21 protein-coding genes are annotated in these 25,340 nt (G+C 71.9%); 12 read left to right on the top strand and 9 right to left on the bottom strand.

Features of this window, described 5'->3' with window-relative positions; genetic code table 11:
- The first annotated feature begins 201 nt into the window (after window positions 1-201).
- Window positions 202-1,092, top strand: coding sequence for a hypothetical protein (locus tag OG802_RS12590; RefSeq protein ID WP_329410083.1), 891 nt, complete (start codon window positions 202-204; stop codon window positions 1,090-1,092).
- 49 nt (window positions 1,093-1,141) lie between these two features.
- On the opposite strand, the gene mmsA is transcribed toward OG802_RS12590, so the two are convergent.
- The 5 genes from mmsA to iolC are packed head-to-tail and all read right to left on the bottom strand — an operon-like array spanning window position 1,142 to window position 7,244.
- A complete protein-coding gene (gene mmsA, locus OG802_RS12595; protein WP_329410085.1) occupies window positions 1,142-2,644 on the bottom strand; it encodes a CoA-acylating methylmalonate-semialdehyde dehydrogenase in 1,503 nt (500 codons plus the stop codon).
- A 14-nt stretch (window positions 2,645-2,658) separates the two neighbouring features.
- Window positions 2,659-4,536, bottom strand: coding sequence for a 3D-(3,5/4)-trihydroxycyclohexane-1,2-dione acylhydrolase (decyclizing) (gene iolD, locus OG802_RS12600; protein WP_329410087.1), 1,878 nt, complete (start codon window positions 4,534-4,536; stop codon window positions 2,659-2,661).
- Window positions 4,533-5,378 carry a 5-deoxy-glucuronate isomerase gene (gene iolB / locus OG802_RS12605; RefSeq protein ID WP_329410089.1) on the bottom strand — a complete coding sequence of 282 codons (846 nt, stop codon included), beginning with the start codon at window positions 5,376-5,378 and terminating at the stop codon, window positions 4,533-4,535. The genes iolD and iolB overlap by 4 nt, the downstream gene beginning before the upstream one ends.
- A gap of 7 nt (window positions 5,379-5,385) precedes the next feature.
- Window positions 5,386-6,279 (bottom strand): Cgl0159 family (beta/alpha)8-fold protein, encoded by an 894-nt coding sequence (locus tag OG802_RS12610; protein WP_329410091.1) that lies wholly within the window; start codon window positions 6,277-6,279, stop codon window positions 5,386-5,388.
- Window positions 6,276-7,244: a 5-dehydro-2-deoxygluconokinase gene (gene iolC, locus OG802_RS12615; RefSeq protein ID WP_329410093.1), complete on the bottom strand. Its 969-nt coding sequence runs from the start codon at window positions 7,242-7,244 to the stop codon at window positions 6,276-6,278. The genes OG802_RS12610 and iolC overlap by 4 nt, the downstream gene beginning before the upstream one ends.
- 178 nt (window positions 7,245-7,422) lie before the next feature.
- Here iolC and OG802_RS12620 point away from each other — a divergent pair, with 178 nt between their 5' ends.
- Both OG802_RS12620 and OG802_RS12625 read left to right on the top strand, forming a co-directional pair.
- The gene (locus OG802_RS12620) at window positions 7,423-8,340 is read left to right on the top strand and encodes a sugar phosphate isomerase/epimerase family protein (protein ID WP_329410095.1); all 918 of its coding nucleotides are present in this window, start codon (window positions 7,423-7,425) and stop codon (window positions 8,338-8,340) included.
- 293 nt (window positions 8,341-8,633) lie between these two features.
- A complete protein-coding gene (locus OG802_RS12625; protein WP_329410097.1) occupies window positions 8,634-8,834 on the top strand; it encodes a helix-turn-helix transcriptional regulator in 201 nt (66 codons plus the stop codon).
- 32 nt (window positions 8,835-8,866) lie between these two features.
- Here the strand turns inward: OG802_RS12625 and OG802_RS12630 are convergent, their stop codons facing one another.
- Complete coding sequence (locus OG802_RS12630) at window positions 8,867-9,910, bottom strand: zinc-dependent alcohol dehydrogenase family protein (RefSeq protein WP_329410099.1); 1,044 nt, start codon at window positions 9,908-9,910, stop codon at window positions 8,867-8,869.
- 195 nt (window positions 9,911-10,105) lie between these two features.
- Between OG802_RS12630 and OG802_RS12635 the strand changes: the two genes are divergently transcribed.
- Complete coding sequence (locus OG802_RS12635) at window positions 10,106-10,345, top strand: heavy-metal-associated domain-containing protein (RefSeq protein WP_329410101.1); 240 nt, start codon at window positions 10,106-10,108, stop codon at window positions 10,343-10,345.
- A gap of 140 nt (window positions 10,346-10,485) precedes the next feature.
- Window positions 10,486-12,786, top strand: a complete 2,301-nt coding sequence (locus OG802_RS12640) for a heavy metal translocating P-type ATPase (RefSeq protein WP_329410103.1) — start codon at window positions 10,486-10,488, stop codon at window positions 12,784-12,786.
- 1,143 nt (window positions 12,787-13,929) lie between these two features.
- Here the strand turns inward: OG802_RS12640 and OG802_RS12645 are convergent.
- The 3 genes from OG802_RS12645 to OG802_RS12655 form a co-directional block, all read right to left on the bottom strand.
- The gene (locus OG802_RS12645; RefSeq protein ID WP_329410105.1) at window positions 13,930-15,228 is read right to left on the bottom strand and encodes a citrate synthase; all 1,299 of its coding nucleotides are present in this window, start codon (window positions 15,226-15,228) and stop codon (window positions 13,930-13,932) included.
- Window positions 15,229-15,468: 240 nt separating this feature from the next.
- Window positions 15,469-17,727 (bottom strand): SF1B family DNA helicase RecD2, encoded by a 2,259-nt coding sequence (gene recD2 / locus OG802_RS12650; protein ID WP_329410107.1) that lies wholly within the window; start codon window positions 17,725-17,727, stop codon window positions 15,469-15,471.
- A 160-nt stretch (window positions 17,728-17,887) separates the two neighbouring features.
- On the bottom strand, window positions 17,888-18,211 hold the full coding sequence (locus tag OG802_RS12655; RefSeq protein WP_329410110.1) for a hypothetical protein: 324 nt from the start codon (window positions 18,209-18,211) through the stop codon (window positions 17,888-17,890).
- Window positions 18,212-18,466: 255 nt separating this feature from the next.
- Between OG802_RS12655 and OG802_RS12660 the strand changes: the two genes are divergently transcribed.
- The 7 genes from OG802_RS12660 to OG802_RS12690 all read left to right on the top strand — a co-directional run bounded on the left by OG802_RS12660 (window position 18,467) and on the right by OG802_RS12690 (window position 25,277).
- Window positions 18,467-19,483 carry a LacI family DNA-binding transcriptional regulator gene (locus OG802_RS12660; protein ID WP_329410112.1) on the top strand — a complete coding sequence of 339 codons (1,017 nt, stop codon included), beginning with the start codon at window positions 18,467-18,469 and terminating at the stop codon, window positions 19,481-19,483.
- Window positions 19,480-21,024: a sugar ABC transporter ATP-binding protein gene (locus OG802_RS12665; RefSeq protein WP_329410114.1), complete on the top strand. Its 1,545-nt coding sequence runs from the start codon at window positions 19,480-19,482 to the stop codon at window positions 21,022-21,024. Before OG802_RS12660 ends, OG802_RS12665 begins: the two co-directional genes overlap by 4 nt.
- Window positions 21,014-22,966, top strand: coding sequence for an ABC transporter permease/substrate-binding protein (locus tag OG802_RS12670; RefSeq protein WP_329410116.1), 1,953 nt, complete (start codon window positions 21,014-21,016; stop codon window positions 22,964-22,966). Before OG802_RS12665 ends, OG802_RS12670 begins: the two co-directional genes overlap by 11 nt.
- A 71-nt stretch (window positions 22,967-23,037) precedes the next feature.
- The gene (rbsK, locus tag OG802_RS12675; RefSeq protein WP_329410118.1) at window positions 23,038-23,946 is read left to right on the top strand and encodes a ribokinase; all 909 of its coding nucleotides are present in this window, start codon (window positions 23,038-23,040) and stop codon (window positions 23,944-23,946) included.
- Window positions 23,943-24,332 (top strand): D-ribose pyranase, encoded by a 390-nt coding sequence (rbsD, locus tag OG802_RS12680; RefSeq protein ID WP_329410120.1) that lies wholly within the window; start codon window positions 23,943-23,945, stop codon window positions 24,330-24,332. Before rbsK ends, rbsD begins: the two co-directional genes overlap by 4 nt.
- Before the next feature lie 254 nt (window positions 24,333-24,586).
- Window positions 24,587-24,919 carry a hypothetical protein gene (locus OG802_RS12685; protein WP_329410122.1) on the top strand — a complete coding sequence of 111 codons (333 nt, stop codon included), beginning with the start codon at window positions 24,587-24,589 and terminating at the stop codon, window positions 24,917-24,919.
- 46 nt (window positions 24,920-24,965) lie between these two features.
- The gene (locus OG802_RS12690; protein WP_329410124.1) at window positions 24,966-25,277 is read left to right on the top strand and encodes a pore-forming ESAT-6 family protein; all 312 of its coding nucleotides are present in this window, start codon (window positions 24,966-24,968) and stop codon (window positions 25,275-25,277) included.
- Window positions 25,278-25,340 lie beyond the last annotated feature (63 nt).

The following is a 25,340-nucleotide window of genomic DNA, read 5'->3' on the forward strand; positions in this document are numbered from 1 at the left end:
CGACGGAAACCACCGCGTCAATAGGTGCTTGCCTACGGAATCCGCAGCCAGAACCCGCCTATGGCCGCGAATACATCAGTCACCACCGATTCCCACCGCCCTCCTCGCCCCTACGGGAACCGCAGCCCGTACACGGAAAAAAGACACCGGTGCCACCTCCGGCGACGCTGCTCGTTGATCACCGGACAGAAGGGAGAGCCGATGGTCGGCTCGTCGCACGAGGCGCTGCACCGCATCTTCCAGAAGGACCCCGCACTACTCACCCGCGCCCTGCAACAGGTCCTGGACGTTCCGTTCCCGGAGCCGTACGACTTCGCCGGCATGAACGTCGACCTCACCGAGATCGAGCCCGCCGAGCGGCGCGTCGACACGCTGCTGCGGGCCGAGACCGACGAGGGCAGCTACCTCCTGGTGGTGGAGTCGCAGGGCAAGCCTGACGAGAGGAAACGCGGCAGCTGGCCGTACTACCTCAGCTACCTCTACGAGAAGTACCGCTGCGAGCCCGTCCTCATCGTCGTCACGCAGAGCAGCGCGACGGCCCGCTGGGCATCGCAGCCCATCCACCTCGGCGTGCGGGGCAGACCCTCGATGACCGTGCGTCCTTTCGTGCTGGGCCCGGACAACGTGCCCGTGATCGCCACCGAGCGGGAAGCCCGGCAGGACCCGCCTCTCGCCGCGCTCTCGGCCATGACCCACGGTCGGGGACGGCACGCCCCCGCCATACTGGAAGCGCTGGCAGCCGCCCTGCGGACCATCGACCGCGACAGCGCCGCGGTGCTCGTGCAGTTCGTCGACTCATGCCTGGCAGACGACCAGGTCCGGCAGATGTGGAGGGACCTCATGACGGCGATGCAGTACTTCTGGCGGCACCCGCTCGCTCAGGAGGTGCGCGAGGAGGGCCGGGAAGAGGGCCGGATTCAGGCTCAGGCGAAGATGACGCTCGACATCCTCGAATGGCGTGGCATCCAGGTGCCCGACGCGGTTCGTGAGCGCGTCGAGAGCTGCACCGACTCCGGGCAGCTCACCGTCTGGGCGGAACGCGCCGTGCATGCCGCCACCGCCGACGACCTGTTCGAGGCCGGGCGGGAGTGAGACGGCGGCGCCCCGCGCCTCGGGAGGGAGGAGCGGGGCGCGCGTGGGCTCAGTGGTTGCGGGGGAAGCCCAGGTCGACGCCGGCGGGGCCGTCCGCGGGGTCGGGCCAGCGGGTGGTGACGACCTTGCCGCGGGTGTAGAAGTGCGTGCCGTCGTTGCCGTAGATGTGGTGGTCGCCGAAGAGCGAGTCCTTCCAGCCGCCGAAGCTGTGGTAGCCCACGGGGACCGGGATCGGCACGTTCACGCCGACCATGCCGGCCTCGACCTCCAGCTGGAAGCGGCGGGCCGCGCCGCCGTCCCGGGTGAAGATCGCGGTGCCGTTGCCGAACGGCGAGGCGTTGATGAGGGCGATGCCCTCGTCGTAGCTGTCGACGCGCAGCACGGTCAGCACCGGGCCGAAGATCTCGTCCTGGTAGGCCTTCGCGGTGGTCGGCACCTTGTCGAGGAGGGAGATGCCGATCCAGTGGCCGTCCTCGAAGCCGTCGACGGTGTAGCCGGTGCCGTCGAGGACGACCTCGGCGCCCTCGGCCGCCGCGCCCGTCACGTACGACGCCACCTTGTCGCGGTGGACGGCCGTGATGAGCGGGCCCATCTCGCTCGTCGGGTCGTTGCCGGGACCGATCTTGATCTTCTCGGCGCGCTCGCGGATCTTCTGCACCAGCTCGTCGCCGATCGCGCCGACGGCGACGACCGCGGAGATCGCCATGCAGCGCTCGCCCGCCGAGCCGTACGCGGCGGAGACGGCGGCGTCGGCGGCCGCGTCCAGGTCCGCGTCGGGCAGGACCAGCATGTGGTTCTTCGCGCCGCCCAGCGCCTGGACGCGCTTGCCGTTCGCGGAGGCGGTGGTGTGGATGTAGCGGGCGATCGGCGTCGAGCCGACGAAGGACACGGCCTTGACGTCCGGGTGCTCCAGGAGCCGGTCCACGGCCACCTTGTCGCCCTGCACGACGTTGAACACGCCGTCCGGGAGGCCGGCCTCGGACAGCAGCTCGGCGATCTTCAGCGAGGCCGACGGGTCCTTCTCGGACGGCTTCAGCACGAACGTGTTGCCGCAGGCGATCGCGATGGGGAACATCCACATCGGGACCATCGCCGGGAAGTTGAACGGCGTGATGCCCGCGACGACGCCGAGCGGCTGGCGGATCGACGCGACGTCCACCCGGCTGGCCACCTCGGTGGACAGCTCGCCCTTGAGCTGCACGGTGATCCCGCAGGCCAGGTCCACGATCTCCAGGCCGCGCGCGACCTCGCCGAGCGCGTCGCCGTGCACCTTGCCGTGCTCGGCGGTGATCAGCTCGGCGATCGCGTCCCGGTTCGCGTCGAGCAGCGCCCGGAACGCGAACAGGACGGTGCTCCGCTTGGCCAGCGAGGACGTGCCCCAGGTGGCGTAGGCGTCCTTCGCGGCCGCGACCGCGGCGTCGACCTCGTCCACCGAGGCGAACGCGACCTTCGTGGTGACGGCGCCCGTCGCCGGGTCGGTGACCGGCCCGTACGAACCCGACGCGCCTTCGACGGTCTTGCCGCCGATCCAGTGGTTGACGATCTTCGTCATGACCGAGTGCTCCTTCACAGATGGCGGCGTCGGGTGGAGACGTGCCGTTCGTACAGCTCACGTGCCTTCACCGCGGACGCTCGGGTCGCGGTCTCGGCCACAGGTACATCCCACCAGGCCTGCGCCGGCGGCGGGCCCGACACAGTGTCGGCCGTTTCGGTCTCGACGTAGACACATGTGGGAGTGTCGGCGCGCCGCGCCTCGGCGAGGGCCTCGCGCAGTTCGCGGACGGTCTTCGCGCGCAGCACGCGCATGCCGAGGCTGGCCACGTTGGCGGCCAGGTCGACGGGCAGCGGGGCCCCGGTGAACGTGCCGTCGTCCGCGGTGTAGCGGTAGGCCGTGCCGAACCGCTCGCCGCCCACCGACTCCGACAGGCCGCCGATCGACGCGTAGCCGTGGTTCTGCACGAGCAGGATCTTGATCGCGATCCCCTCCTGCACGGCCGTCACGATCTCCGTGGGCATCATCAGGTACGTGCCGTCGCCGACCAGCGCCCAGACGTTGCGCTCGGGCGCGGCCAGCTTCACACCGATGGCGGCCGGGATCTCGTACCCCATGCAGGAGTAGCCGTATTCCAGGTGGTACTGGTCCCGCGAGCGCGCCCGCCACAGCTTGTGCAGGTCGCCGGGGAGCGAGCCGGCCGCGTTGATGATCACGTCCGACTCGTCGGCGAGGGCGTCGAGCGCGCCGAGCACCTGCGCCTGGGTGGGGCGCACGTCGGGCTCGTCCGCCTCGTAGCAGGCGTCGACGCGCTGCTCCCAGCGCTCCTTGTCCTCGCCGTACTCGGTGACGTAGGCGTCGGCGACCCGGTGTCCGTGCGTGCGCAGCGCCCCGGTCAGCGCCTCCAGTGCGCTGCGGGCGTCCGCGACCAGCGGGAGGCCGGCGAGCTTGTGGCCGTCGAAGGAGGCGATGTTGAGGTTGAGGAAGCGGACGCCGTCGCCCTGGAACAGGGTGTTGGAGGCGGTGGTGAAGTCGGTGTAGCGGGTGCCGACGCCGATGACCAGGTCGGCGGTGCGGGCCAGTTCGTCGGCGGTCGCGGTGCCGGTGTGGCCGACGCCGCCCACGTCCTGGGGGTGGTCGTGGCGCAGCGAGCCCTTGCCGGCCTGGGTGGAGGCGACGGGGATGCCGGTGGCCTCGGCGAACTCGGCGAGGGCCTCCTCGGCGCGGCTGTGGTGGACTCCGCCGCCCGCGACGACGAGGGGCCGGCGGGCCGCGCGGACCGCCCGGACGGCCTCGGCGAGTTCGGCCGGGTCGGCGCCGGGCCGGCGGACGGTCCAGGTGCGCTCGGCGAAGAACTCGTCGGGCCAGTCGTCAGCCTCGGCCTGGACGTCCTGGGGCAGCGCGAGGGTGACCGCGCCCGTCTCCACCGGGTCGGTGAGCACGCGCATCGCCTGGAGCGCCGCCGGGATCAGGGCCTCGGGGCGGGTGACGCGGTCGAAGTACCGCGACACCGGCCGCAGGCAGTCGTTGACGGACACGTCGCCCGCGTAGGGGACTTCGAGCTGCTGGAGCACCGGGTCGGCCACGCGGGTCGCGAAGACGTCGCCGGGCAGCAGGAGCACCGGGATGTGGTTGACGGTGGCGAGGGCGGCGCCGGTGACCAGGTTGGTCGCGCCGGGGCCGATGGACGTCGTCACCGCGTGGGTGGACAGGCGGTTCGACTGGCGGGCGTAGCCGACGGCCGCGTGCACCATGGACTGCTCGTTGCGTCCCTGGTGGAAGGGCATCTCGTCGCCGTACTCGACCAGCGCCTGGCCGAGGCCGGCCACGTTGCCGTGGCCGAAGATGCCCCACGTCGCGCCGATCAGCCGCTGCCGTACGCCGTCGCGCTCGGTGTACTGCGCGGCCAGGAAGCGCACCAGCGCCTGGGCCACGGTGAGCCTCGTGGTCATCGGTAACCCCCTTCTGCGTGGGCCGGGTGGAAGCAGATCCGCCACTCGCGGGTCTCGCCCGGACCGGCCATGACGTTGAGGTAGTACATGGCGTGGCCGGGCTGGGCGATCGACGGGCCGTGCCAGCCGTCGGGGACGAGGACGGCGTCGCCGGAGCGGACCTCGGCGAGGACGTCGGAGCCGCCCTCGCGGGAGGGCGACACGCGCTGGTAGCCGGACCCGTGCGGGCCGTCGATCTCGAAGTAGTAGATCTCCTCGAGCTCGGCCTCCTCGCCCGGCCGGTGCTCGTCGTGCTTGTGCGGCGGGTACGAGGACCAGTTGCCGCCGGGGGTGATCACCTCGACGGCGATGAGCCTGTCGCAGTCGAAGGCGTCGGCGGAGGCGAAGTTGCGCACCAGACGGGCGCAGTTGCCGCTGCCGCGCTCTTCGACGGGGACCTCCGGCGCGGGGCCGTAGCGGGCGGGGAGTCGTCGCTCGCACTTCGCTCCTGCCAGGGCGAAGCGGCCTCCCGCGCCGGAGGCGATCTGGACCCGGGCGTCGCGGGGAACGTACGCGAAGTCGGAGACCGACGCGAACACCGTTTCCCTGCCCAGGAGTTGGAACTCGTTTTCGTCAGTGCGCACGGTACATCCGCCTGCCAGCGGAAGGACGATCCACTCGCTGTCACCGGTGGTGAAGGTGTGGGCCGCGCCCGGCTCCAGCTCGACGACGCGCAGGCTGCAGTAGTCCCAGCCGGCCCGTTCGGGGTCGATGTCGAGCGTGTAGCGGTCGCCGGCGGTCGTGCCGTGCGGGAGGTGGAGGTCGGGGACGTGCGGCTCGGGGTGCGGCTCTCGGTGCGTCATGCGGCCCTCACAGGAGTCCTACGGCGATGTCCACGGCGGCGGCGACGTCCCCGTCCGGCGGGTAGAGCAGCGAACGGCCGACCACCAGGCCCTGGACGGTGGGCAGTTGCAGCGCCCCGCGCCACTTCTCGTACGCGACGTCCTGTTCCTCGGCGGAGCCGCCGACCTCGCCGCCCAGCAGCACGGCGGGCAGGGTCGAGGTCTGCATGACCTCGGCCATGTCGTCGGGGTTGTCGGTGACCGGGACCTTCAGCCAGGTGTAGGCGGAGGTGCCGCCGAGGCCGGAGGCGATGGCGATCGACCGGGTGACGGCCTCGGCGGACAGGTCGTTGCGCAGCCTGCCGTCGGGGCCGCGCCGGCTGATGAACGGCTCGACGAAGAGCGGGAGTCTGCGGGCGGCCATGTCGTCGACGGCGCGGGCGGTGGTCTCCAGGGTGGTGAGGGAGCCCGGGTCGTCGTAGTCGACGCGCAGCAGCAGCTTGCCCGCGTCGAAGTGGAGCCGCTCGATGTCCTCGGCGCGGTGGCCGGTGAAGCGGTCGTCCAGCTCGAAGACGGCGCCCTGGAGGCCGCCGCGGTTCATCGAGCCCATGACGACCTTGCCGTCGAGGGCCCCGAGCAGCAGCAGGTCGTCGAGGATGTCGGCGGTCGCGAGGACGCCGTCGACTCCCGGCCGGGACAGCGCGAGGCAGAGCCGTTCGAGCAGGTCGGCGCGGTTGGCCATGGCCAGCCTGGCCCCGCCGACGCCGAGCGCGCCGCGGGCCGGATGGTCGGCGGCGACGATCATCAGCCGGCCGGAGTCGCCCAGCAGCGGGCGGCGCGGGCGGCGGGCGGCCGCCTCGGCGATCGCCTCGGGGTGCCGCGTGCGCAGCCGGACGAGTTCGCTGACGTCGACGTTCGTCACAGGACGGCCCCCGCCTCGATCGCGGCTTCCACTTCGTCCGGCGTGGGCATGGCGGAGGAGCACTCCAGACGGGAGGCGACGATGGCGCCGGCCGCGTTGGCGTGGCGCATGGTCTTCTCCAGGTCCCAGCCGGCGAGCAGGCCGTGGCAGAGGGAGCCGCCGAACGCGTCCCCCGCGCCGAGGCCGTTGAGGACCTCGACCGGCAGCGGCGGCACCTCGGCCGACTCGCCCGCGCGGCTGACGGCGAGGACGCCCTTGGGGCCCTGCTTCACCACGGCGAGTTCGACTCCGGCGTCCAGCAGCGCCTGCGCCGCGGCCCGCGGCTCGCGCACGCCGGTGGCGACCTCGACCTCGTCGAGGTTGCCGACCGCGACCGTGGCGTGCTTGAGGGCCTCGGCGTAGAACGGGCGGGCGACCTCGGCCGGGTCGCCCCCGGCGGGGTCCTTCCAGAACATCGGCCGCCAGTCGAGGTCGAAGACCGTGATGCCGGCCTTGGCCCGGTGGGCGAGGGCGGCGAGGGTCGCCGTGCGGCTGGGCTCCTCGCTCAGGCCGGTGCCGGTGACCCAGAAGACCCGGGTCTCGCGGACGGCGTCGAGGTCCAGCTCGTGGGCGTCGATCTCCAGGTCCGGCGCCTTGGGCCGGCGGTAGAAGTACAGCGGGAAGTCGTCCGGCGGGAAGATCTCGCAGAAGGTGACCGGCGTCGGCAGTCCGGGCACGCCCGTGACCCAGCGGTCGTCCACGCCGAAGCCGCGCAGCGCCTCGTGCACATACGTGCCGAAGGGGTCGTCGCCGGTGCGGGAGATCACCGCCGTCTCCCGGCCGAGACGGGCCGCGGCGACGGCCACGTTGGTCGCCGACCCGCCCAGGAACTTCCCGAAGGACGTGACCTGCGGGAGGGGGACACCCGTTTGCAGCGGATAGAGGTCCACTCCGATCCGCCCCATGGTGATCAGGTCGTACGCCATCGAGTTCCCTTCACAGTCGGCCCGGCCCCGGAAAGACCGCCCACGGCACGTCCGCGGCGCACGTCCCGTATCGGCTCTCACGGCTTTCTAGCCCCGCACGCCGGACCCTGTCAATGTTTTGTCCAGACATTCGGACCAGCCCTTGACACCCCTGGGGCGAGACTTCACGCTGACCGCCATGACGTCGTTGTCTCCCGAATCCTCACTCTCCCGCATCCGGATCGGATCGGCCCCCGACAGCTGGGGCGTCTGGTTCCCGGACGATCCCGCCCAGGTCCCCTGGCAGCGCTTCCTGGACGAGGTCGCGCAGTCCGGCTACGAGTGGATCGAGCTGGGCCCCTACGGGTACCTGCCGACCGATCCCGCGGTCCTCGCCGAGGAGACGGCGAAGCGCGGGCTGAAGGTGTCGGCGGGCACGGTCTTCACCGGCCTGCACCACGGCGAGGCCGTGTGGGAGAAGACCTGGGCCCATGTCGCGGACAACGCGGTCCTCGCCCAGGCGATGGGGGCGCGCCACCTCGTCGTGATCCCGTCGTTCTGGCGGGACGACAAGACCGGCGACGTCCTGGAACCGGACACCCTGACCCCCGAGCAGTGGCGCAACCTGACCTCGCTGACCGAGCGGCTGGGCAGGGAGGTGCGGGAGCGGTACGGCTTGCAGATCGTCGTCCACCCGCACGCCGACACCCACATCGACAGCGAGGAGAACGTCGCCCGCTTCCTGGACGGCACCGACTCCGGCCTGGTCTCGCTGTGCCTGGACACCGGGCACTACGCGTACTGCGGCGGCGACAGCGTCAAGCTGATCGAGACCTACGGGGAGCGCATCGGCTACCTGCACCTCAAGCAGGTCGACCCGCGGATCCTGGCGGACGTGCGGGCGAAGGGGACGCCGTTCGGGCCGGCCGTGGCCCAGGGCGTGATGTGCGAGCCCCCCACCGGGGTGCCCGCGCTGGGACCGGTCCTGGAGGCCGCGCAGAAACTCGACGTGGACCTGTTCGCGATCGTCGAGCAGGACATGTACCCGTGCGCACCGGACACCCCGCTCCCCATCGCGCAGCGCACCCGGGCGTTCCTGCGGTCCTGCGGGGCGTAGGGCGGCCCGCAGGGCGGCCGCCCGGCCGCACCGTCCCGCGGGACCCGTGAGCCCCACGGGTCCCGCGGGGCGGTCGCGCCCCGGGCGTCGCCTGTGTCACGCGTGTCACGAACACCGCCCTTCCGTCACACATGTCGCGGGTACGCGGCTCTCTTGTCACCGTCTGTCAACAGCCGCTTCCGGTCGGTCACCGCGCGTCGTTCACGGGGCACTTGCCTGCTGATCGCCAGCGCGCGCCGGGCTCCCCCCGGCGGCCTCCCGGCCGCCGCCCCGCGCGCAGGAGGGTGCGGCTCATGACCGACCGAAGGCTCTGGTCCTACAAGGAGATCGCGGCGCACATCAAGGTGCAGCCGGACACCGTACGGTCCTACCGCAAACACGGGCTGCTGCCCGCGCCCGACCACGTCGAGGGCGGCAAGCCCTACTGGTACGCCGACACCGTCCGCGCCTGGGTCGCCTCCCGCCCGGGCAACAGAGGACGCGCCCTCGACTGACCGGCCCGGCCCGGAGCGGCCCCGGCGGGCGGTCAGGCCCACGGCTCGACGACCGTCACCCCCGCGCCGGGGGCCGTGCCCAGGGCCGCGAGCGCCGCCGGGGCCGCGTCCAGCGGGATCGTCGAGGTCACGAGGAGGTCCGGGCGCAGCGCCCCCGAGCGGACCAGCTCCAGCATGCCGGGATAGGCGTGGGCGGCCATGCCGTGACTGCCCAGCAGCTCCAGTTCCAGCGCGACGGCGCGGGCCAGCGGGACGGCGGTGAGGCCGTCGCCCGAAGGCAGCAGCCCGACCTGGACGTGCCGGCCCCGGCGGCGCAGCCCGTTCACGGAGGCGGCACAGGTGGCGGGCGAGCCGAGGGCGTCGAGCGAGAGATGCGCGCCGCCGCCGGTCAGCTCGCGCACCGCCGCCGCCGTGTCCGGAACGCGGGCCGCGTCCACGCACTCCGCCGCGCCGAACCGGCGCGCCAGCTCCAGGGCCCGCGGCGAGACGTCCACCGCGACCACCCGCGCCCCGCTCGCCGCCGCGATCATCACCGCCGACAGGCCGACGCCGCCGCAGCCGTGCACCGCCACCCACTCCCCCGCCGCGAGCCGGCCCTGCCGCACGACGGCCCGGAACGCCGTGGCGAACCGGCAGCCGAGGGAGGCGGCGGTGGCGTACGACAGGCCGTCCGGGATCGCGACGAGGTTGACGTCGGCGTGGTCCAGGGCCACGTACTGGGCGAACGAGCCCCAGTGCGTGAAGCCGGGCTGGGTCTGGCGTTCGCACACCTGGTGATCGCCGGCCGCGCACGACGGGCAGCCGCCGCAGCCGCACACGAAGGGCACGGTGACCCGGTCGCCGGGCTTCCAGCCGGTGACCCGGGGCCCCACCTCCGCGACCACCCCGGCGAGTTCGTGTCCGGGGACGTGCGGCAGCACGATGTCCGGGTCGTGGCCCACCCAGCCGTGCCAGTCGCTGCGGCACAGGCCGGTGGCCTCGACGCGCACCACCACACCGTGCTCCGCGGGGCGGGGGTCGGGCAGCTCCCGCACCTCGGCCGGCTCCCCGAACCGCTCGAACACCACAGCCCGCATACGCCCTCGCCCCGCTTCCGCTCGCGCCGCGTCTCCTCGCCGAAGATCTCCGCGAACGCTAGCCGCGTCGGCCCGTCCTGTCGCCGCCACGCCGGGACGCCTCTTGGAGAAATACCCCCTAGGGGTATAGTCTCGAAGCAACGGGAGACCCCTCGCGGCCCCGCCCGCCCCACCTGCCTCCACGAGGAGAACGACATGACCGCACAGACCGACACCCCGGGCTCCGTCACCACCGTCTACAAGGTGAACGGCATGAGCTGCGGCCACTGCGAGGGCGCCGTCTCCGGCGAGCTCTCGGAGCTGGCCGGTGTCAGCTCGGTGAAGGCCGTCGCCTCGACCGGCGAGGTCACGGTCGTCTCCGCCGAGGCGCTCGACGAGGCCGCGGTGCGCGCCGCCGTGGACGAGGCCGGCTTCGAGCTGGCCGGCCGGGCCTGAGGCCCGCCCCCCGGCGCCCCGCTGCGCCGCCCCCGCCGCGCCCGAGCGCGGCCCGAGGGAACCCTTCCTCCGCCCGCCGGGCCGTACCGACCAGCTGATACTGGTTCCGTACGGCCCGGCCCGCTTCCTGGAGCACGGACATGACCAGCACCGCCACCCCATCGCCCACAGCGCAGCCGCCCGGCCCGACCGCCGAGGTGGAGCTGATCGTCGGCGGGATGACCTGCGCCTCCTGCGCGGCCCGCGTGGAGAAGAAGCTCAACCGCATGGACGGCGTCACCGCGACGGTCAACTACGCCACGGAGAAGGCGAAGGTCAGCTACCCGGCCGGCATCGAGGTCGCCGACCTCATCGCGACCGTGGTCAGGACCGGGTACACCGCCGAACAACCCGCGCCCGAACCGGTCCGCCGCACCCCGGCCGACGAGACACGCGGGGCGGACGCGACGGGCGGGCCGGCCGGGACGGACGGGGAGGCCGCGACCGGGGACACCGAGCCGGCGGGACTGCGCCACCGGGTCCTCGTCTCCGCGCTGCTCGCCGCGCCGGTCGTCCTGCTCGCCATGATCCCGTCCCTTCAGTTCGACAACTGGCAGTGGCTGTCGCTGACGCTCGCCGCGCCCGTGGTCGTGTGGGGCGGCGGGCCGCTGCACCGGGCCGCCTGGACGAACCTGCGGCACGGCGCGGCCACCATGGACACCCTCGTCTCCGTCGGCACGCTGGCCGCCCTCGGCTGGTCGCTGTGGGCGCTGTTCCTCGGCGACGCGGGCATGCCCGGCATGCGGCACCCCTTCGAACTCACCGTCTCGCGCACCGACGGAGCCTCCACCATCTATCTGGAGGTCGCCGCCGGCGTCACCGTCTTCATCCTGCTCGGTCGCTACCTGGAGGCCCGCTCCAAGCGACACGCGGGGGCGGCGCTGCGGGCGCTGATGGAGCTGGGCGCCAGGGACGTGGCCGTGCTGCGCGGGGGCACTGAGGAGCGGATCCCGGTCGACCTGCTGGCCGTCGGCGACCGGTTCGTCGTCCGCCCCGGCGAGAAGATCGCCACCGACGGGACGGTCGTGGAGGGCGTGTCCGCCGTGGACGCCTCGATGCTGACCGGCGAGTCCGTGCCGGTGGACGTCGGGCCCGGCGACACCGTCACCGGCGCGACCGTGAACGCCGGCGGCCGGCTGGTCGTCGAGGCCTCCCGGATCGGCGCGGACACCCGGCTCGCCCGTATGGCGCGCCTCGTCGAGGAGGCGCAGAACGGCAAGGCCGAGGTGCAGCGGCTCGCCGACCGGATATCCGGGATCTTCGTGCCGGTGGTGCTGCTGATCGCCGTCGCCGTCTTCGGCGGCTGGCTCCTCGCGACGGGCGACACCGTCGCCGCGTTCACGTCGGCCGTCGCCGTCCTGATCATCGCCTGCCCGTGCGCGCTCGGCCTCGCCACGCCCACCGCGCTGCTGGTGGGCACCGGACGCGGCGCGCAGCTCGGCATCCTCATCAAGGGCCCGGAGGTCCTGGAGTCCACCCGCCGCGTCGACACGGTCGTCCTGGACAAGACCGGGACCGTCACCACCGGCCGGATGACCCTCCACGACGTGTGGGCGGCCGACGGCGTCGACGAGCGGGAGCTGCTGCGGCTGGCGGGCGCCCTGGAGCACGCGTCCGAGCATCCGGTCGCCCGGGCGGTGGCGGCGGGCGCCGGGGAACGCGTCGGCGCGCTGCCCGCGGTCGAACGGTTCGAGAACGTGCCCGGACGCGGGGTGCGCGGGCGCGTGGAGGGCCGCGAGGTGGCCGTGGGCCGCCTCTTCGAGTCCGTCCCGCCACCGGTGGCACGGGCCGCGGCGGACGCCGAGCGGGACGGCCGCACGGCGGTCGTCATCGGCTGGGACGGCGCGGCGCGCGGCGTGCTCGCCGTCGCGGACGCGGTCAAGGAGACCAGCGCCGAGGCGGTCCGCGAACTGCGCGCCCTGGGGCTCACGCCGGTGCTGCTGACCGGGGACAACCAGGTGGTCGCCGAGGCGGTGGGCCGGGCCGTGGGGATCGACCGGGTGATCGCCGGGGTGCTCCCGGAGGACAAGGTCGACGTCGTCCGGCGGCTTCAGGACGAGGGGCGGGTCGTCGCCATGGTCGGGGACGGGGTCAACGACGCGGCCGCGCTGGCCGTCGCCGACCTCGGCCTCGCCATGGGCACGGGCACGGACGCGGCGATCGAGGCGAGCGACCTGACGCTGGTGCGCGGGGACCTGCGGGTGGCCGCGGACGCGATCCGGCTGTCGCGGCGGACCCTCGCCACGATCAAGGGCAACCTCGTGTGGGCCTTCGGCTACAACGTGGCCGCGCTGCCGCTGGCCGCGGCCGGACTGCTGAACCCGATGATCGCGGGGGCGGCGATGGCGTTCTCGTCGGTCTTCGTCGTGACGAACAGTCTGCGGCTGCGCACGTTCACGTGAGCGCGCGTAGATACCGCCGAGTAGGACCAGGCCAATGACCTGGACCCCTGGAGTCCTGCGCGAGCCTCACATAAGCTCTTCACAAGGCTCGCGCATCATCCTTACGCTTGGGCCTCGATCGCCGTATCCGGTCTCTTGCGCATCTAACGGACATATGCAAGAGACACAGATCACAGTGATGGGAACGTAACCATCGAAGGGGTTCGAAGGTCTAAGTTGACGATGTCGGGAAGCGTCTTGGGGGGCGTGACCTGACATCTGAGGATGTCTTGGGGGACGTCCTCAGAGATGCGTTGCCGGGGCAGTACACCGGGAAGCTTTGAGCGGCCCTCCCAGCGTGCGCTGTCCCGGCAGATCGCACACGGCGGTGGTGCGGCGAGTTCTGCTCGTTCTGCTCAACCGCGGGCACGACAACCGAAGATGGTCACACAACAGCGAATTCAGGCGCTGTCCTCACAACGCCCGGCCGGATCCCGTGGGGGGAATCCGCACCGGGACATGGGAAGGCGCCCTGGTCGTCGGCCCGTGGGGGGACCGCCGCCGGGGCGCCTTCCGTTTTACCCAAGCCCCGAAACGGCAACGCCCCCCCCAGAGCCACCGGGGCACCTTCGATCGAGGTCCGACCGTGCCCACTTCACGGGCGCACGGGCACTCTTCGCCGCCGGGCCAACTGTCCCCACTCCAGGGCCACGGGGGCACCCTTCGAACCAGGTCCGACCGTCCCCACTTCACGGGCGCACGGGCACTCTTCGCCGCCGGTCCGACCATCCCCACCCCAGAGCCACCCGGGCACCCTTCGAACCAGGTCCGACCGTCCCCACCCAAGGGGCGCGCGGGCACCTTCGATCGAGGTCCAACCGTCCCCACTTCACGGCCACGCGGGCACCCGTCGAACCAGGTCCGACCATCCCCACCCAAGGGGCGCGCGGGCACCTTCGATCGAGGTCCGACCGTCCCCACCTAAGGGGCGCGGGGAACTGCGCGACCAGCCCCCACCCACCCGCGCACAAAAACGCAGCTCAACGCCCCCCGGCCCCCGGCAAACGCACGACTGCCCGAACCAAAAAGGCCCGGGCAGTCGAACAAAAAGAACGTCAGGACATCACGAGGGGCACAAAACCCCCCCGCCCCCCGCCGGAGGCATCAGCGCTGCTCGACCGGAACGAAGTCCCGCTCCACCACACCGGTGTAGATCTGCCGCGGGCGGCCGATCCGCGACCCGGGCTCCTTGATCATCTCGTGCCACTGGGCGATCCAGCCCGGCAGGCGGCCCAGGGCGAACAGGACCGTGAACATCTCGGTCGGGAAGCCCATGGCCCGGTAGATCAGGCCGGTGTAGAAGTCGACGTTCGGGTAGAGGTTGCGCGAGACGAAGTAGTCGTCGGAGAGCGCGTGCTCCTCCAGCTTCAGCGCGATGTCCAGCAGCTCGTCGGACTTGCCGAGGGCCGAGAGGACGTCGTGCGCCGCGGCCTTGATGATCTTGGCGCGCGGGTCGAAGGACTTGTACACCCGGTGGCCGAAGCCCATCAGGCGGACGCCGTCCTCCTTGTTCTTCACCTTGCGGATGAAGGAGTCGACGTCGCCGCCGCCCGCCTGGATGCCCTCGAGCATCTCCAGCACGGACTGGTTGGCGCCGCCGTGCAGCGGGCCCCACAGCGCGTTGATGCCGGCCGAGATCGACGCGAACATGTTCGCCTGGGACGAGCCGACCAGGCGGACCGTCGACGTCGAGCAGTTCTGCTCGTGGTCGGCGTGCAGGATCAGCAGCTTGTCGAGGGCGGAGACGACGACCGGGTCGAGGTCGTACTCCTGCGCCGGCACCGAGAACGTCATGCGCAGGAAGTTCTCGACGTAGCCGAGGTCGTTGCGCGGGTAGACGAACGGGTGGCCGATCGACTTCTTGTACGCGTACGCCGCGATCGTCGGAAGCTTGGCGAGCAGCCGGATCGTGGAGAGGTTGCGCTGCTTCTCGTCGAAGGGGTTGTGGCTGTCCTGGTAGAACGTGGACAGCGCGGACACCACGGACGACAGCATGGCCATCGGGTGGGCGTCGCGCGGGAAGCCCTTGTAGAAGTTCTTGACGTCCTCGTGCAGCAGGGTGTGCTGCGTGATGTCGTTCTGGAAGACGGTGAGCTCGTCGACGGTCGGCAGCTCGCCGTTGATCAGGAGGTAGGCGACCTCGAGGAAGGTCGACCGCTCGGCCAGCTGCTCGATCGGGTAGCCGCGGTACCGGAGGATGCCCTGCTCGCCGTCGAGGTACGTGATGGCGGATTTATAGGCGGCGGTGTTGCCGTAGCCGCTGTCCAGGGTCACCAGACCGGTCTGGGCGCGGAGCTTCCCGATGTCGAAGCCCTTGTCGCCGACGGTGCTGTCGATCACCGGGTAGGTGTACTCGCCGTCGCCGTACCGCAGTACTACAGCATTGTTGGTGTGCTCGCTCACGTCATCCCTCACCGACGTTGTGCCTCTTCTTCGAGGTTGCCCTGACTGTCTCTACCATCCCCCATTTGGCGCAGGAGAGTGCACTCGGGGTCGACCATTGGGCGTATCAGCGGCACTCAGTGCCGCCAACTAGCTCATCCTGCCGCCTTGGTCACGGTTGGGGAAGTGCTCTGTGACCTTCGTGACTCATTTGATCGATCATTTTTTACACCTTCTCCCGAACTCCCCGAACCAGCGGGGTCAGCGGCCCGCCAGCCGGAAGTCCAGGGCCGTACAGCGGCGGCCCGCCGACACCGTGCGCACCGCCTGGCCGATCGCCTTGCGGGAGCCGACGAGGACGACGAGCTTTTTCGCGCGGGTGACGGCCGTATACAGAAGATTCCGTTGCAGCATCATCCATGCCCCGGTGGTGACGGGGATCACCACGGCGGGGTATTCGCTCCCCTGGGAGCGGTGGATGGTCACCGCGTACGCGTGGGCCAGCTCGTCCAGTTCGTCGAAGTCGTAGGGCACCTCCTCGTCCTCGTCGGTCAGGACCGTCAGACGCTGGTCGACCGGGTCGAGGGAGGTGACGACGCCCACGGTGCCGTTGAAGACGCCGTTCTGCCCCTTGTCGTAGTTGTTGCGGATCTGGGTGACCTTGTCGCCGACGCGGAACACCCGCCCGCCGAACCGCTTCTCCGGCAGGTCGGGGCGGCCCGGTGTGACGGCCTGCTGGAGCAGTCCGTTGAGGGCGCCCGCGCCGGCCGGGCCGCGGTGCATGGGCGCCAGGACCTGCACGTCCCGGCGCGGGTCCAGGCCGAACTTCGCCGGGATGCGGCGCGCGGCCACGTCCACCGTGAGCCGGCCGGCCTCCTCGGTGTCGTCCTCGACGAAGAGGAAGAAGTCCTTCACGCCGTCGGTGAGCGGGTGCTGACCGGCGTTGATCCGGTGCGCGTTGGTCACCACGCCGGACTGCTGGGCCTGGCGGAACACGCGCGTGAGGCGCACGGCCGGCACCGGGCCGCCGTCGGCGAGGAGGTCGCGCAGCACCTCGCCCGCGCCGACGCTGGGGAGTTGGTCGACGTCGCCGACGAAGAGCAGGTGGGCGCCGGGCGGGACGGCCTTGACGAGCTTGTTGGCGAGGAGCAGGTCCAGCATGGACGCCTCGTCGACCACCACCAGGTCGGCGTCCAGCGGGCGGTCGCGGTCGTAGGCCGCGTCACCGCCGGGCTTGAGCTCCAGCAGACGGTGGACGGTGGAGGCCTCGGCGCCGGTCAGTTCGGCCAGCCGCTTGGCGGCGCGGCCGGTGGGCGCGGCGAGCACCACCTTCGCCTTCCGCGCGCGGGCCAGCTCCACGATCGAGCGGACCGTGAACGACTTGCCGCAGCCGGGACCGCCGGTGAGGACGGCGACCTTCTCGGTGAGCGCGAGCCGCACGGCCGCCTCCTGCTCGGGCGCGAGGTCGGCCTTCGTGCGGCTCCTCAGCCACGCCAGCGCCTTGTCCCAGGCCACGTCGCGGAAGGCCGGCATCCGGTCCTCGTCGGTGCGCAGCAGCCGCAACAGCTGGGCGGACAGGGAGAGTTCGGCGCGGTGGAAGGGGACCAGGTAGACGGCCGTGACGGGTTCGCCGCCCTCGGCCGCCGGGACCTTCTCGCGGACGACCCCCGGCTCCCCGCCCTCCTCCGGCGGCTCGGCGAGCTCCGCGAGGCACTCGATGACCAGGCCGGTGTCGACCTGGAGGAGCTTGACCGCGTCGGCGATCAGGCGCTCCTCGGGGAGGTAGCAGTGGCCCTGGTCGGTGGCCTGGGACAGGGCGTACTGCAGGCCGGCCTTGACGCGTTCCGGGCTGTCGTGCGGGATGCCGACCGACTGGGCGATCCGGTCCGCGGTGAGGAAGCCGATGCCCCAGACGTCGGAGGCCAGCCGGTAGGGCTGGTTCTTCACGACGGAGATCGACGCGTCGCCGTACTTCTTGTAGATGCGCACCGCGATGGACGTGGACACCTCGACGGTCTGGAGGAAGAGCATGACCTCCTTGATCGCCTTCTGTTCCTCCCAGGCGTCGGCGATCTTCTTGGTGCGTTTCGGGCCGAGGCCGGGGACCTCGACGAGCCGTTTCGGCTCCTCCTCGATGATCTTCAGGGTGTCCGTGCCGAAGTGCCGGGTGATGCGGTCGGCGAAGACCGGGCCGATTCCCTTGACCAGGCCGGAGCCCAGATAGCGGCGGATGCCCTGGACGGTGGCGGGCAGCACGGTGGTGTAGTTCTCGACGGTGAACTGCTTGCCGTACTGGGGGTGGGAGCCCCAGCGGCCCTCCATGCGCAGGGACTCGCCGACCTGGGCGCCGAGCAGGGCGCCGACGACCGTGAGGAGGTCGCCGCCGCCTCTGCCCGTGTCGACCCGGGCGACCGTGTAGCCGTTGTCCTCGTTGGCGTACGTGATGCGTTCCAGCACGCCTTCCAGCGTGGCGAGCCGCCGCTCCTCCGCCCCCTGGGCGGCCCCCGTCTGTTGGGACATGATCCGACGGTACCGCCCGCCACCGACAACGCCGCCCGGGACCGTCACCGGGGTGATCCGGGGACGGTCCCCGGGGGCGAACCGGGGGGTCCCGAGGCGCTCCCGAAGCGGTCCCGAGGCGGTCCCGGGGCCAATCCCTCCGAGGGGATCCGTCCGGGGGTCAGTTCTGCTCGGTCGTCACGCAGGTGCCGACGACATAGCCGGTGACGCCGCTGCGGGTCACCTTCACCCAGCGCTTGCTGACGATGCCGCACTTCTCGTAGGCGGTGGCGCCGTAGTACATCGTGCAGGAGGCCGGCGCGCTCTGGCCCTTGTTCAGCTGGGCGAGAGCGGTGGCGCCGGTACTGGTGGCGGAGCGGATGACGACGGTCTCGAGGGCCTTGGCCGTGCAGCTCGCCGCGGCGGCCGGGCCGGCGGCCACGAAGGAGGCGGCGACCAGGGCGACGGCCCCCGCGGACGCACCGAGTATGCGGCTTGCGCGCATGTGTGTTCTCCCCTGTTTTTCTTGCACGGCGCCTTCCGGACACCGCGCTCTCTTGGCACGGGCATGCCACCCGCGCCGGTCGAAGGCAGCCTAGGTGTGCCGCCCGGACGGGTTCATCACGATCGGGTTTCAGCCACGCCAGGGTCTTGATTAACGCCCGTGTAATCGATTCCAATCCTTCGTGACGCGTCGATGTAATCGATTCCACGACCGCACGGCGCGCACCAACCGAGTCCACGAGGAGGTGGAGCGGCGATGGCGAGCATCAAGGACGTCGCTGCCGAGGCGGGCGTCTCCGTCGCCACGGTGTCACGCGTACTGAACGACCATCCGTCGGTCAGCGACGACGCACGCACGCGCGTGCTGGCCGCGGTCGAGGCGCTGGGCTACCGCCCGAACGCCGTCGCCCGGTCGCTGCGCACCGACCAGACCCGCACCCTCGGCCTGGTCATCAGCGACGTGATGAACCCCTTCTTCACCGAGCTGGCCCGCTCCGTCGAGGAGGAGGCCCGCGCCCTCGGCTACAGCGTGATCATCGGCAACGCCGACGAGCGGCCCGACCTCCAGGACCACCACGTCACGACCCTGCTGGACCGCAGGATCGACGGCCTGCTGGTCTCCCCCACCGACGGCGGCTCCCCCCGGATGCTGGACGCCGCGCGCGCGGGCACGCCGATGGTGTTCGTCGACCGGTGGATCCCCGGCCTGGACGTGCCCGTGGTCAGATCCGACGGACGGGCCGCCGTCCGCGACCTCGTGGCGCATCTGCACGGCCTCGGCCACCGGCGGCTCGCCATCATCGCGGGTCCCGCGGCCACCACCACCGGCAGCGAGCGCGTGGAGGCCTTCCGGGCCGCCCTGGCCGAGTACGGGCTCCCCCTCCCGGACGCCTACACGGGGCAGGGCGACTTCCAGGCCGAGAGCGGCCGCCGGGTCACCGAGAGCTTCCTCGACCTGCCCGAACCGCCCGAGGTCGTGTTCGCGGCCGACAACCTGATGGCGCTCGGCGCGCTGGACGCCGTCCGCGCGCGCGGGCTGCGCGTTCCCCAGGACCTGGCGCTCGCCGCGTTCGACGACATCCCGTGGTTCGTGCACACCGATCCGCCGGTCACGGCGATCGCCCAGCCGACGGGCGAGCTGGGGCGGGCCGCCGTGCGCGCGCTCGTCGACCGCATCGAGGGCCGGCCCCCGCAGTCGGTCACCTTCGCCGCCCGCCTCGTCGTACGCCGCTCGTGCGGCGAGTCCCCCGCAACGAACAGGAGCCAGACGTGAGCAACGCGGACGAGTTGCTGCGCATCGAGGGCATACGCAAGACCTTCCCCGGCGTGGTCGCGCTCGACAGCGTCGACTTCGACCTGCGGCGGGGCGAGGTGCACGTGCTGCTCGGTGAGAACGGCGCGGGCAAGAGCACCCTCATCAAGATGCTCTCCGGCGCCTACCGCCCGGACGCCGGGCGGATCCTGGCCGGCGGCGAGGAGGTGCGCATCCACGGTGCGCAGGACTCCGAGCGCCTCGGGATCGCCACCATCTACCAGGAGTTCAACCTCGTCCCCGATCTGACGGTGGCCGAGAACATCTTCCTGGGACGCCAGCCCCGCCGGTTCGGGGTGATCGACCGCAAGCGGATGGAGGCCGACGCCGCCGTCCTGCTGGAACGCGTGGGCGTGAACGTGTCGCCCCGCGCGCGGGTGTGTGAACTGGGCATCGCCCGGCTTCAGATGGTCGAGATCGCCAAGGCGCTCAGCCTGGACGCGCGCGTGCTCATCATGGACGAGCCGACCGCCGTGCTGACCTCGGAGGAGGTCGAGAGGCTCTTCGCCATCGTGCGCAGGCTGCGCGAGGACGGCGTCGGCATCGTGTTCATCACCCACCACCTGGAGGAGATCGCCGCCCTCGGCGACCGTGTCACGGTCATCCGCGACGGCCGCACCGTCGGACAGGTCCCGGCGTCCACCCCGCAGGACGAACTCGTCCGCCTCATGGTGGGCCGCTCCATCGAGCAGCAGTACCCCAGGGAGCGCGCCGAAGCGGGCGCCGCGCTGCTGTCCGTCGAGGGCCTCACCCGGGACGGCGTCTTCCACGACGTCTCCTTCGAGGTGCGCGCCGGTGAGGTCGTCGGCATCGCCGGCCTGGTCGGCGCGGGCCGTACCGAGGTCGTACGGGCCGTCTTCGGGGCCGACCCCTACGACCGGGGCGCCGTGCGGGTCGCGGGGGCGCCGCTGCGCGGGCACGACGTCAACGCGACGATGACGGCCGGGATCGGGCTGGTGCCCGAGGACCGCAAGGGCCAGGGCCTCGTGCTGGACCAGTCGGTCGAGGAGAACCTCGGGCTCGTGACCATGCGGGCCGCGACCCGCGGCGGCCTGGTCGACCTCCGGGGACAGCGCGCGGCCGCGGCCCGGATCGCGAAACAGCTCGGGGTGCGGATGGCCGGACCCGGCCAGCACGTGCGCACCCTGTCCGGCGGCAACCAGCAGAAGGTCGTCATCGGCAAGTGGCTGCTGGCCGACACGAAGGTGCTGATCCTCGACGAGCCCACGCGCGGGATCGACGTCGGCGCCAAGGTCGAGATCTACCAGCTCGTCAACGAGCTGACGGCGGCCGGCGCCGCGGTCCTGATGATCTCCAGCGACCTGCCCGAGGTGCTCGGCATGAGCGACCGGGTGCTGGTGATGGCCCAGGGCCGGATCGCCGGCGAACTGCCTGCCGAGCAGGCCACCCAGGACGCGGTGATGGCCCTCGCCGTCAGCGCGCCCGCCGCCCCCCGTACCACCCCTACGACCACGGAAGTGGAGACCGGCCGTGACCGCTGACACGCACCCGAGCACGAAGGGCGCCGGCGGCGCCGCGGCGGTCCGCCGTCTGCTCCTCGACAACGGCGCGCTCACCGCGCTGATCGTCCTCCTCATCGCCATGTCGGCGCTGTCGGGCGACTTCCTGACCACGGACAACCTGCTCAACGTGGGCGTCCAGGCGGCCGTGACCGCCATCCTCGCCTTCGGCGTGACGTTCGTGATCGTCTCGGCCGGCATCGACCTGTCGGTCGGCTCGGTGGCGGCGCTGTCGGCGACCGTGCTGGCCTGGAGCGCCACCCAGCACGGCGTCCCGGTGGCCGTGGCGCTGCTCCTGGCCGTCGCCACCGGCATCGCCGCCGGCCTGGTGAACGGTTTCCTCATCGCGTACGGCAAACTTCCGCCGTTCATCGCGACGCTGGCGATGCTGTCGGTGGCGCGCGGTCTGTCGCTGGTGATCTCCGAGGGCTCCCCGATCGCCTTCCCCGACTCCGTCTCGCACCTCGGCGACACCCTCGGCGGCTGGCTGCCGGTGCCGGTGCTCGTGATGGTCGTGATGGGCCTGATCGCCGCGTTCGTGCTCGGCCGGACCTACATCGGCCGCTCGATGTACGCCATCGGCGGCAACGAGGAGGCCGCCCGCCTCTCCGGTCTGCGGGTGAAGAGGCAGAAGCTCGCCATCTACGCCCTGTCCGGCGTCTTCGCGGCCGCCGCGGGCGTCGTGCTCGCCTCCCGGCTGTCCTCCGCGCAGCCGCAGGCCGCCGACGGCTACGAACTGGACGCCATCGCCGCCGTCGTCATCGGCGGGGCCTCCCTCGCCGGCGGCACCGGCAAGGCCTCGGGCACCCTGATCGGCGCGCTGATCCTGGCGGTGCTGCGCAACGGGCTGAACCTGCTGTCCGTCTCCGCGTTCTGGCAGCAGGTCGTCATCGGTGTCGTGATCGCGCTGGCGGTGCTGCTCGACACCCTGCGCCGCAAGGCGGGGGCGACCCCGATGACGGCCGGTACGGGCAGCGCCGGCGGCAGGGGCCGGCAGGCGGCGACGTACGGTCTCGCGGCCGTCGTCACCATCGCGGTCGTCGGCGCGACCTCCTTCCTGCACGGCGGCGGCTCGCCGGGCGCGAACCCGAGGATCGGCCTGGCGCTGTCCACGCTCAACAACCCGTTCTTCGTGCAGATCCAGTCCGGCGCGAAGGCCGAGGCGAAGAAGCTGGGCGTGGACCTGACCGTCACCGACGCGCAGAACGACGCCTCGCAGCAGGCCAACCAGCTTCAGAACTTCACCAGTTCCGGCTACGACTCGATCATCGTCAACCCGGTCGACTCGGACGCGGCGAGCAACTCGGTGAAGGCCGCCGACAAGGCGAAGATCCCGGTGATCGCGGTCGACCGGGGCGTCAACAAGGCCACGGTGGACGCGCTGGTCGCCTCCGACAACGTGGCCGGCGGTGAGCTGGCCGCCAGGACGGTCGCCGAGAAGCTGGGCGGCTCCGGCAGGATCGTGATCCTCCAGGGCCAGGCCGGCACCTCCGCGGCGCGCGAGCGGGCGGAAGGTTTCGCCAAGGGGCTGAAGGCCTACCCCGGCATCCAGGTGCTGGCCCAGCAGCCGGCCGACTTCGACCGCACCAAGGGCCTCGACGTGATGTCGAACCTGCTCCAGGCGCACCCGGACGTCCAGGGCGTCATCGCCGCCAACGACGAGATGGCGCTCGGCGCGATCAAGGCGCTGGGCTCCAAGGCGGGCAAGTCCGTGCAGGTCGTCGGCTTCGACGGCACCCCGGACGGCCTCAAGGCCGTCGCACAGGGCACGCTGTACGCCTCGGTGGCGCAGCAGCCGTCCCAGCTGGGGAAGATCGCCGTGGACAACGCCCTGAAGGCGCTGCGGGGCAAGAAGGTCGAGGAGACGGTGAAGGTGCCCGTGAAGGTGGTCACCGAGGCGAACGCGGCCGGGTTCAGCGGCTGACATCGAACGGAAGGCGGGCGGTCCCTCGTACGGACCGCCCGCCTCACGTCACGTATCAGGGGAGTTCTTCCATGTACGACTACGACCTGCTGGTGGTGGGGTCGGCCAACGCCGACCTGGTGATCGGCGTCGAGCGCCGGCCGGCGGCCGGGGAGACGGTGCTCGGTTCCGACCTGGCCGTGCACCCGGGCGGCAAGGGCGCGAACCAGGCCGTCGCGGCCGCCCGCCTCGGGGCCCGCACCGCCCTGCTGGCCCGGGTCGGCGACGACGCCCACGGGCGGCTGCTGCTCGACGCGCAGCGGGCGGCCGGGGTCGACACGGCGAACGTGCTGGCGGGCGGGGCGCCCACGGGCGTCGCGTTGATCACCGTGGACCCGTCGGGGGACAACAGCATCGTGGTCTCTCCGGGCGCGAACGGCCGGCTGACCCCGGTGGACGTCCGTGCCGCGAGCGGGCTCCTGCACACCTCGAAGGCGGTGTCGGCGCAGCTGGAGATCCCGCTGGAGACGGTCGTGGAGGTCGTCCGGAACCTGGCGCCGGGCGGCCGGTTCGTGCTGAACCCGTCGCCGCCGCGCCCGCTGCCGGCCGAGGTGCTGGCGGCCTGCGACCCGCTGATCGTCAACGAGCACGAGGCGAAGGTGATCCTCGGCGAGGCGGGCGACGCGGCCTCCGGGCCCGAGGACTGGGCGCGGCTCCTGCTCGCGAAGGGCCCGCGGTCGGTGGTCGTCACGCTGGGCGCGCAGGGCGCGCTGGTGGCGTCGGCGGACGGTGGCGTGCAGCACGTCGCCCCGGTGAAGGTGGACGCCGTGGACACGACGGGGGCGGGCGACGCGTTCACCGCGGCGCTGGCCTGGCGGCTGGGCCGTGGCGCCTCGCTCGCGGAGGCGGCGGCGTACGCGGCGCGGGTGGGAGCGGTGTCCGTGACCCGGCGGGGAGCGCAGGAGTCGTTCCCGACCGCCGAGGAGGTCGACGCCCTGTGAAGAAGGCGGGGATCCTCAACCGTCATCTCGCCGGGGCGCTGGCCGAGTTGGGTCACGGCGACGGGGTGCTGGTGTGCGACGTCGGCATGCCGATACCGGACGGGCCGCGCGTCGTCGACCTCGCCTTCCGGGCGGGGGTGCCGTCCTTCGAGGAGGTGGTCGACGGGCTGCTCGCCGAACTGGTGGTGGAGGGAGCGACGGCGGCGCAGGAGGTCCGGGAGGCCAACCCTTCGGCCGCCGGACTCCTCGCGGGCCGCTTCCGGTCCCTGACGTACGTCTCGCACGAGCGGCTGAAGGAACTGTCCGCGGGGGCGCGGCTGGTGGTCCGCACGGGCGAGGCACGGCCTTACGCGAACGTGCTGTTGCGGTGCGGGGTGTTCTTCTGAGGCGCCCCGGGCGGGCGGCTCGTGCGGCGAATTGACGCGTGTTCGACGAGGCGGGGGCGGTGCTGGAGCGGGTGGGAGGCGCTGCCGGAGAGGTGCGGACGCGGTGCCGGAGAGGTGCCGGAGAGGTGCCGGTGTCGTCCCGAATGTGTCCGGATCAGGTCACGCGGCGATCTACGACGTTGCGTCCGCAACGGGTCGTGCGACACCATGCTCGAACAGGTATGTGATGTGTACGTGACGCACGGGGGTGACACGTGAAGTTCGACATGGGATCGACGACCCTCTCGGATCTGGGCAAGAGCACGGTCGGTTCGAGCACCGACCTGGGCACGCTGATCCGCGGACTCATCCAGGCGGCCGAGCCGCTGGAGGGCAAGTTCAACGGCTCCGGAAAGGTCGCCTTCGACTCGTTCAAGACGCGTGCGGACGAAATCACCGCCGCGCTCAACGAATCGCTCGGCGCGATCCTCGAAGGCCAGGGCGGGATGGACACCGCGTTCGCCGGCGGTGACACCGAGCAGCACGACAACGCCAACAAGAACATGGGCGCGGCCAACTTCGACGCGGCCCGCTTCGGCGCGCGCTAGGCCTCGGTCCAAGGCGCAGGCAGACAACCACAGGGGGTTTGTGACGATGGGTCAGAATCTGGACCGCCGCTCGTACGACACCGGCGCCTCGGGCGAGGTGCAGGGTGGACTGCAGGGAATAGCCGCGCAGTTGGAGCGGGTGCTCGCCGACCGCGACAAGGCCGTGAAGGCCGCCATGGCCGACTTCCAGGCCGACGGGGTGTCCGAGGAGTACCACGGCAAGGAACTGCGCTGGAACCGGGCGGCCAACGAGGTGCGCAGCATCATCCAACTGGTGCGCACCACGCTGGAGGACAACGACGGGACGGCCCAGTCGACGATGGCGAAGGCACGGGCGGCCGTCGACAACATCGGCTGACGCGCGGCGTCGACGGGGCGACGGGGCGACGGGGCGACGGGGCGACGGCACACGGAGGTCACG

The sequence above is a fragment of the Streptomyces sp. NBC_00704 genome, from assembly GCF_036226605.1.
GTDB lineage: Bacteria > Actinomycetota > Actinomycetes > Streptomycetales > Streptomycetaceae > Streptomyces.

Coding starts and splice junctions, on each gene's coding strand:
- OG802_RS12590 (WP_329410083.1), top strand. CDS start 202: ATGGTCGGCTCGTCGCACGAGGCGCTGCACCGCATCTTCCAGAAGGAC.
- mmsA (WP_329410085.1), bottom strand. CDS start 2,644: ATGACGAAGATCGTCAACCACTGGATCGGCGGCAAGACCGTCGAAGGC.
- iolD (WP_329410087.1), bottom strand. CDS start 4,536: ATGACCACGAGGCTCACCGTGGCCCAGGCGCTGGTGCGCTTCCTGGCC.
- iolB (WP_329410089.1), bottom strand. CDS start 5,378: ATGACGCACCGAGAGCCGCACCCCGAGCCGCACGTCCCCGACCTCCAC.
- iolC (WP_329410093.1), bottom strand. CDS start 7,244: ATGGCGTACGACCTGATCACCATGGGGCGGATCGGAGTGGACCTCTAT.
- OG802_RS12620 (WP_329410095.1), top strand. CDS start 7,423: ATGACGTCGTTGTCTCCCGAATCCTCACTCTCCCGCATCCGGATCGGA.
- OG802_RS12625 (WP_329410097.1), top strand. CDS start 8,634: ATGACCGACCGAAGGCTCTGGTCCTACAAGGAGATCGCGGCGCACATC.
- OG802_RS12630 (WP_329410099.1), bottom strand. CDS start 9,910: ATGCGGGCTGTGGTGTTCGAGCGGTTCGGGGAGCCGGCCGAGGTGCGG.
- OG802_RS12635 (WP_329410101.1), top strand. CDS start 10,106: ATGACCGCACAGACCGACACCCCGGGCTCCGTCACCACCGTCTACAAG.
- OG802_RS12640 (WP_329410103.1), top strand. CDS start 10,486: ATGACCAGCACCGCCACCCCATCGCCCACAGCGCAGCCGCCCGGCCCG.
- recD2 (WP_329410107.1), bottom strand. CDS start 17,727: ATGTCCCAACAGACGGGGGCCGCCCAGGGGGCGGAGGAGCGGCGGCTC.
- OG802_RS12655 (WP_329410110.1), bottom strand. CDS start 18,211: ATGCGCGCAAGCCGCATACTCGGTGCGTCCGCGGGGGCCGTCGCCCTG.
- OG802_RS12660 (WP_329410112.1), top strand. CDS start 18,467: ATGGCGAGCATCAAGGACGTCGCTGCCGAGGCGGGCGTCTCCGTCGCC.
- rbsK (WP_329410118.1), top strand. CDS start 23,038: ATGTACGACTACGACCTGCTGGTGGTGGGGTCGGCCAACGCCGACCTG.
- OG802_RS12690 (WP_329410124.1), top strand. CDS start 24,966: ATGGGTCAGAATCTGGACCGCCGCTCGTACGACACCGGCGCCTCGGGC.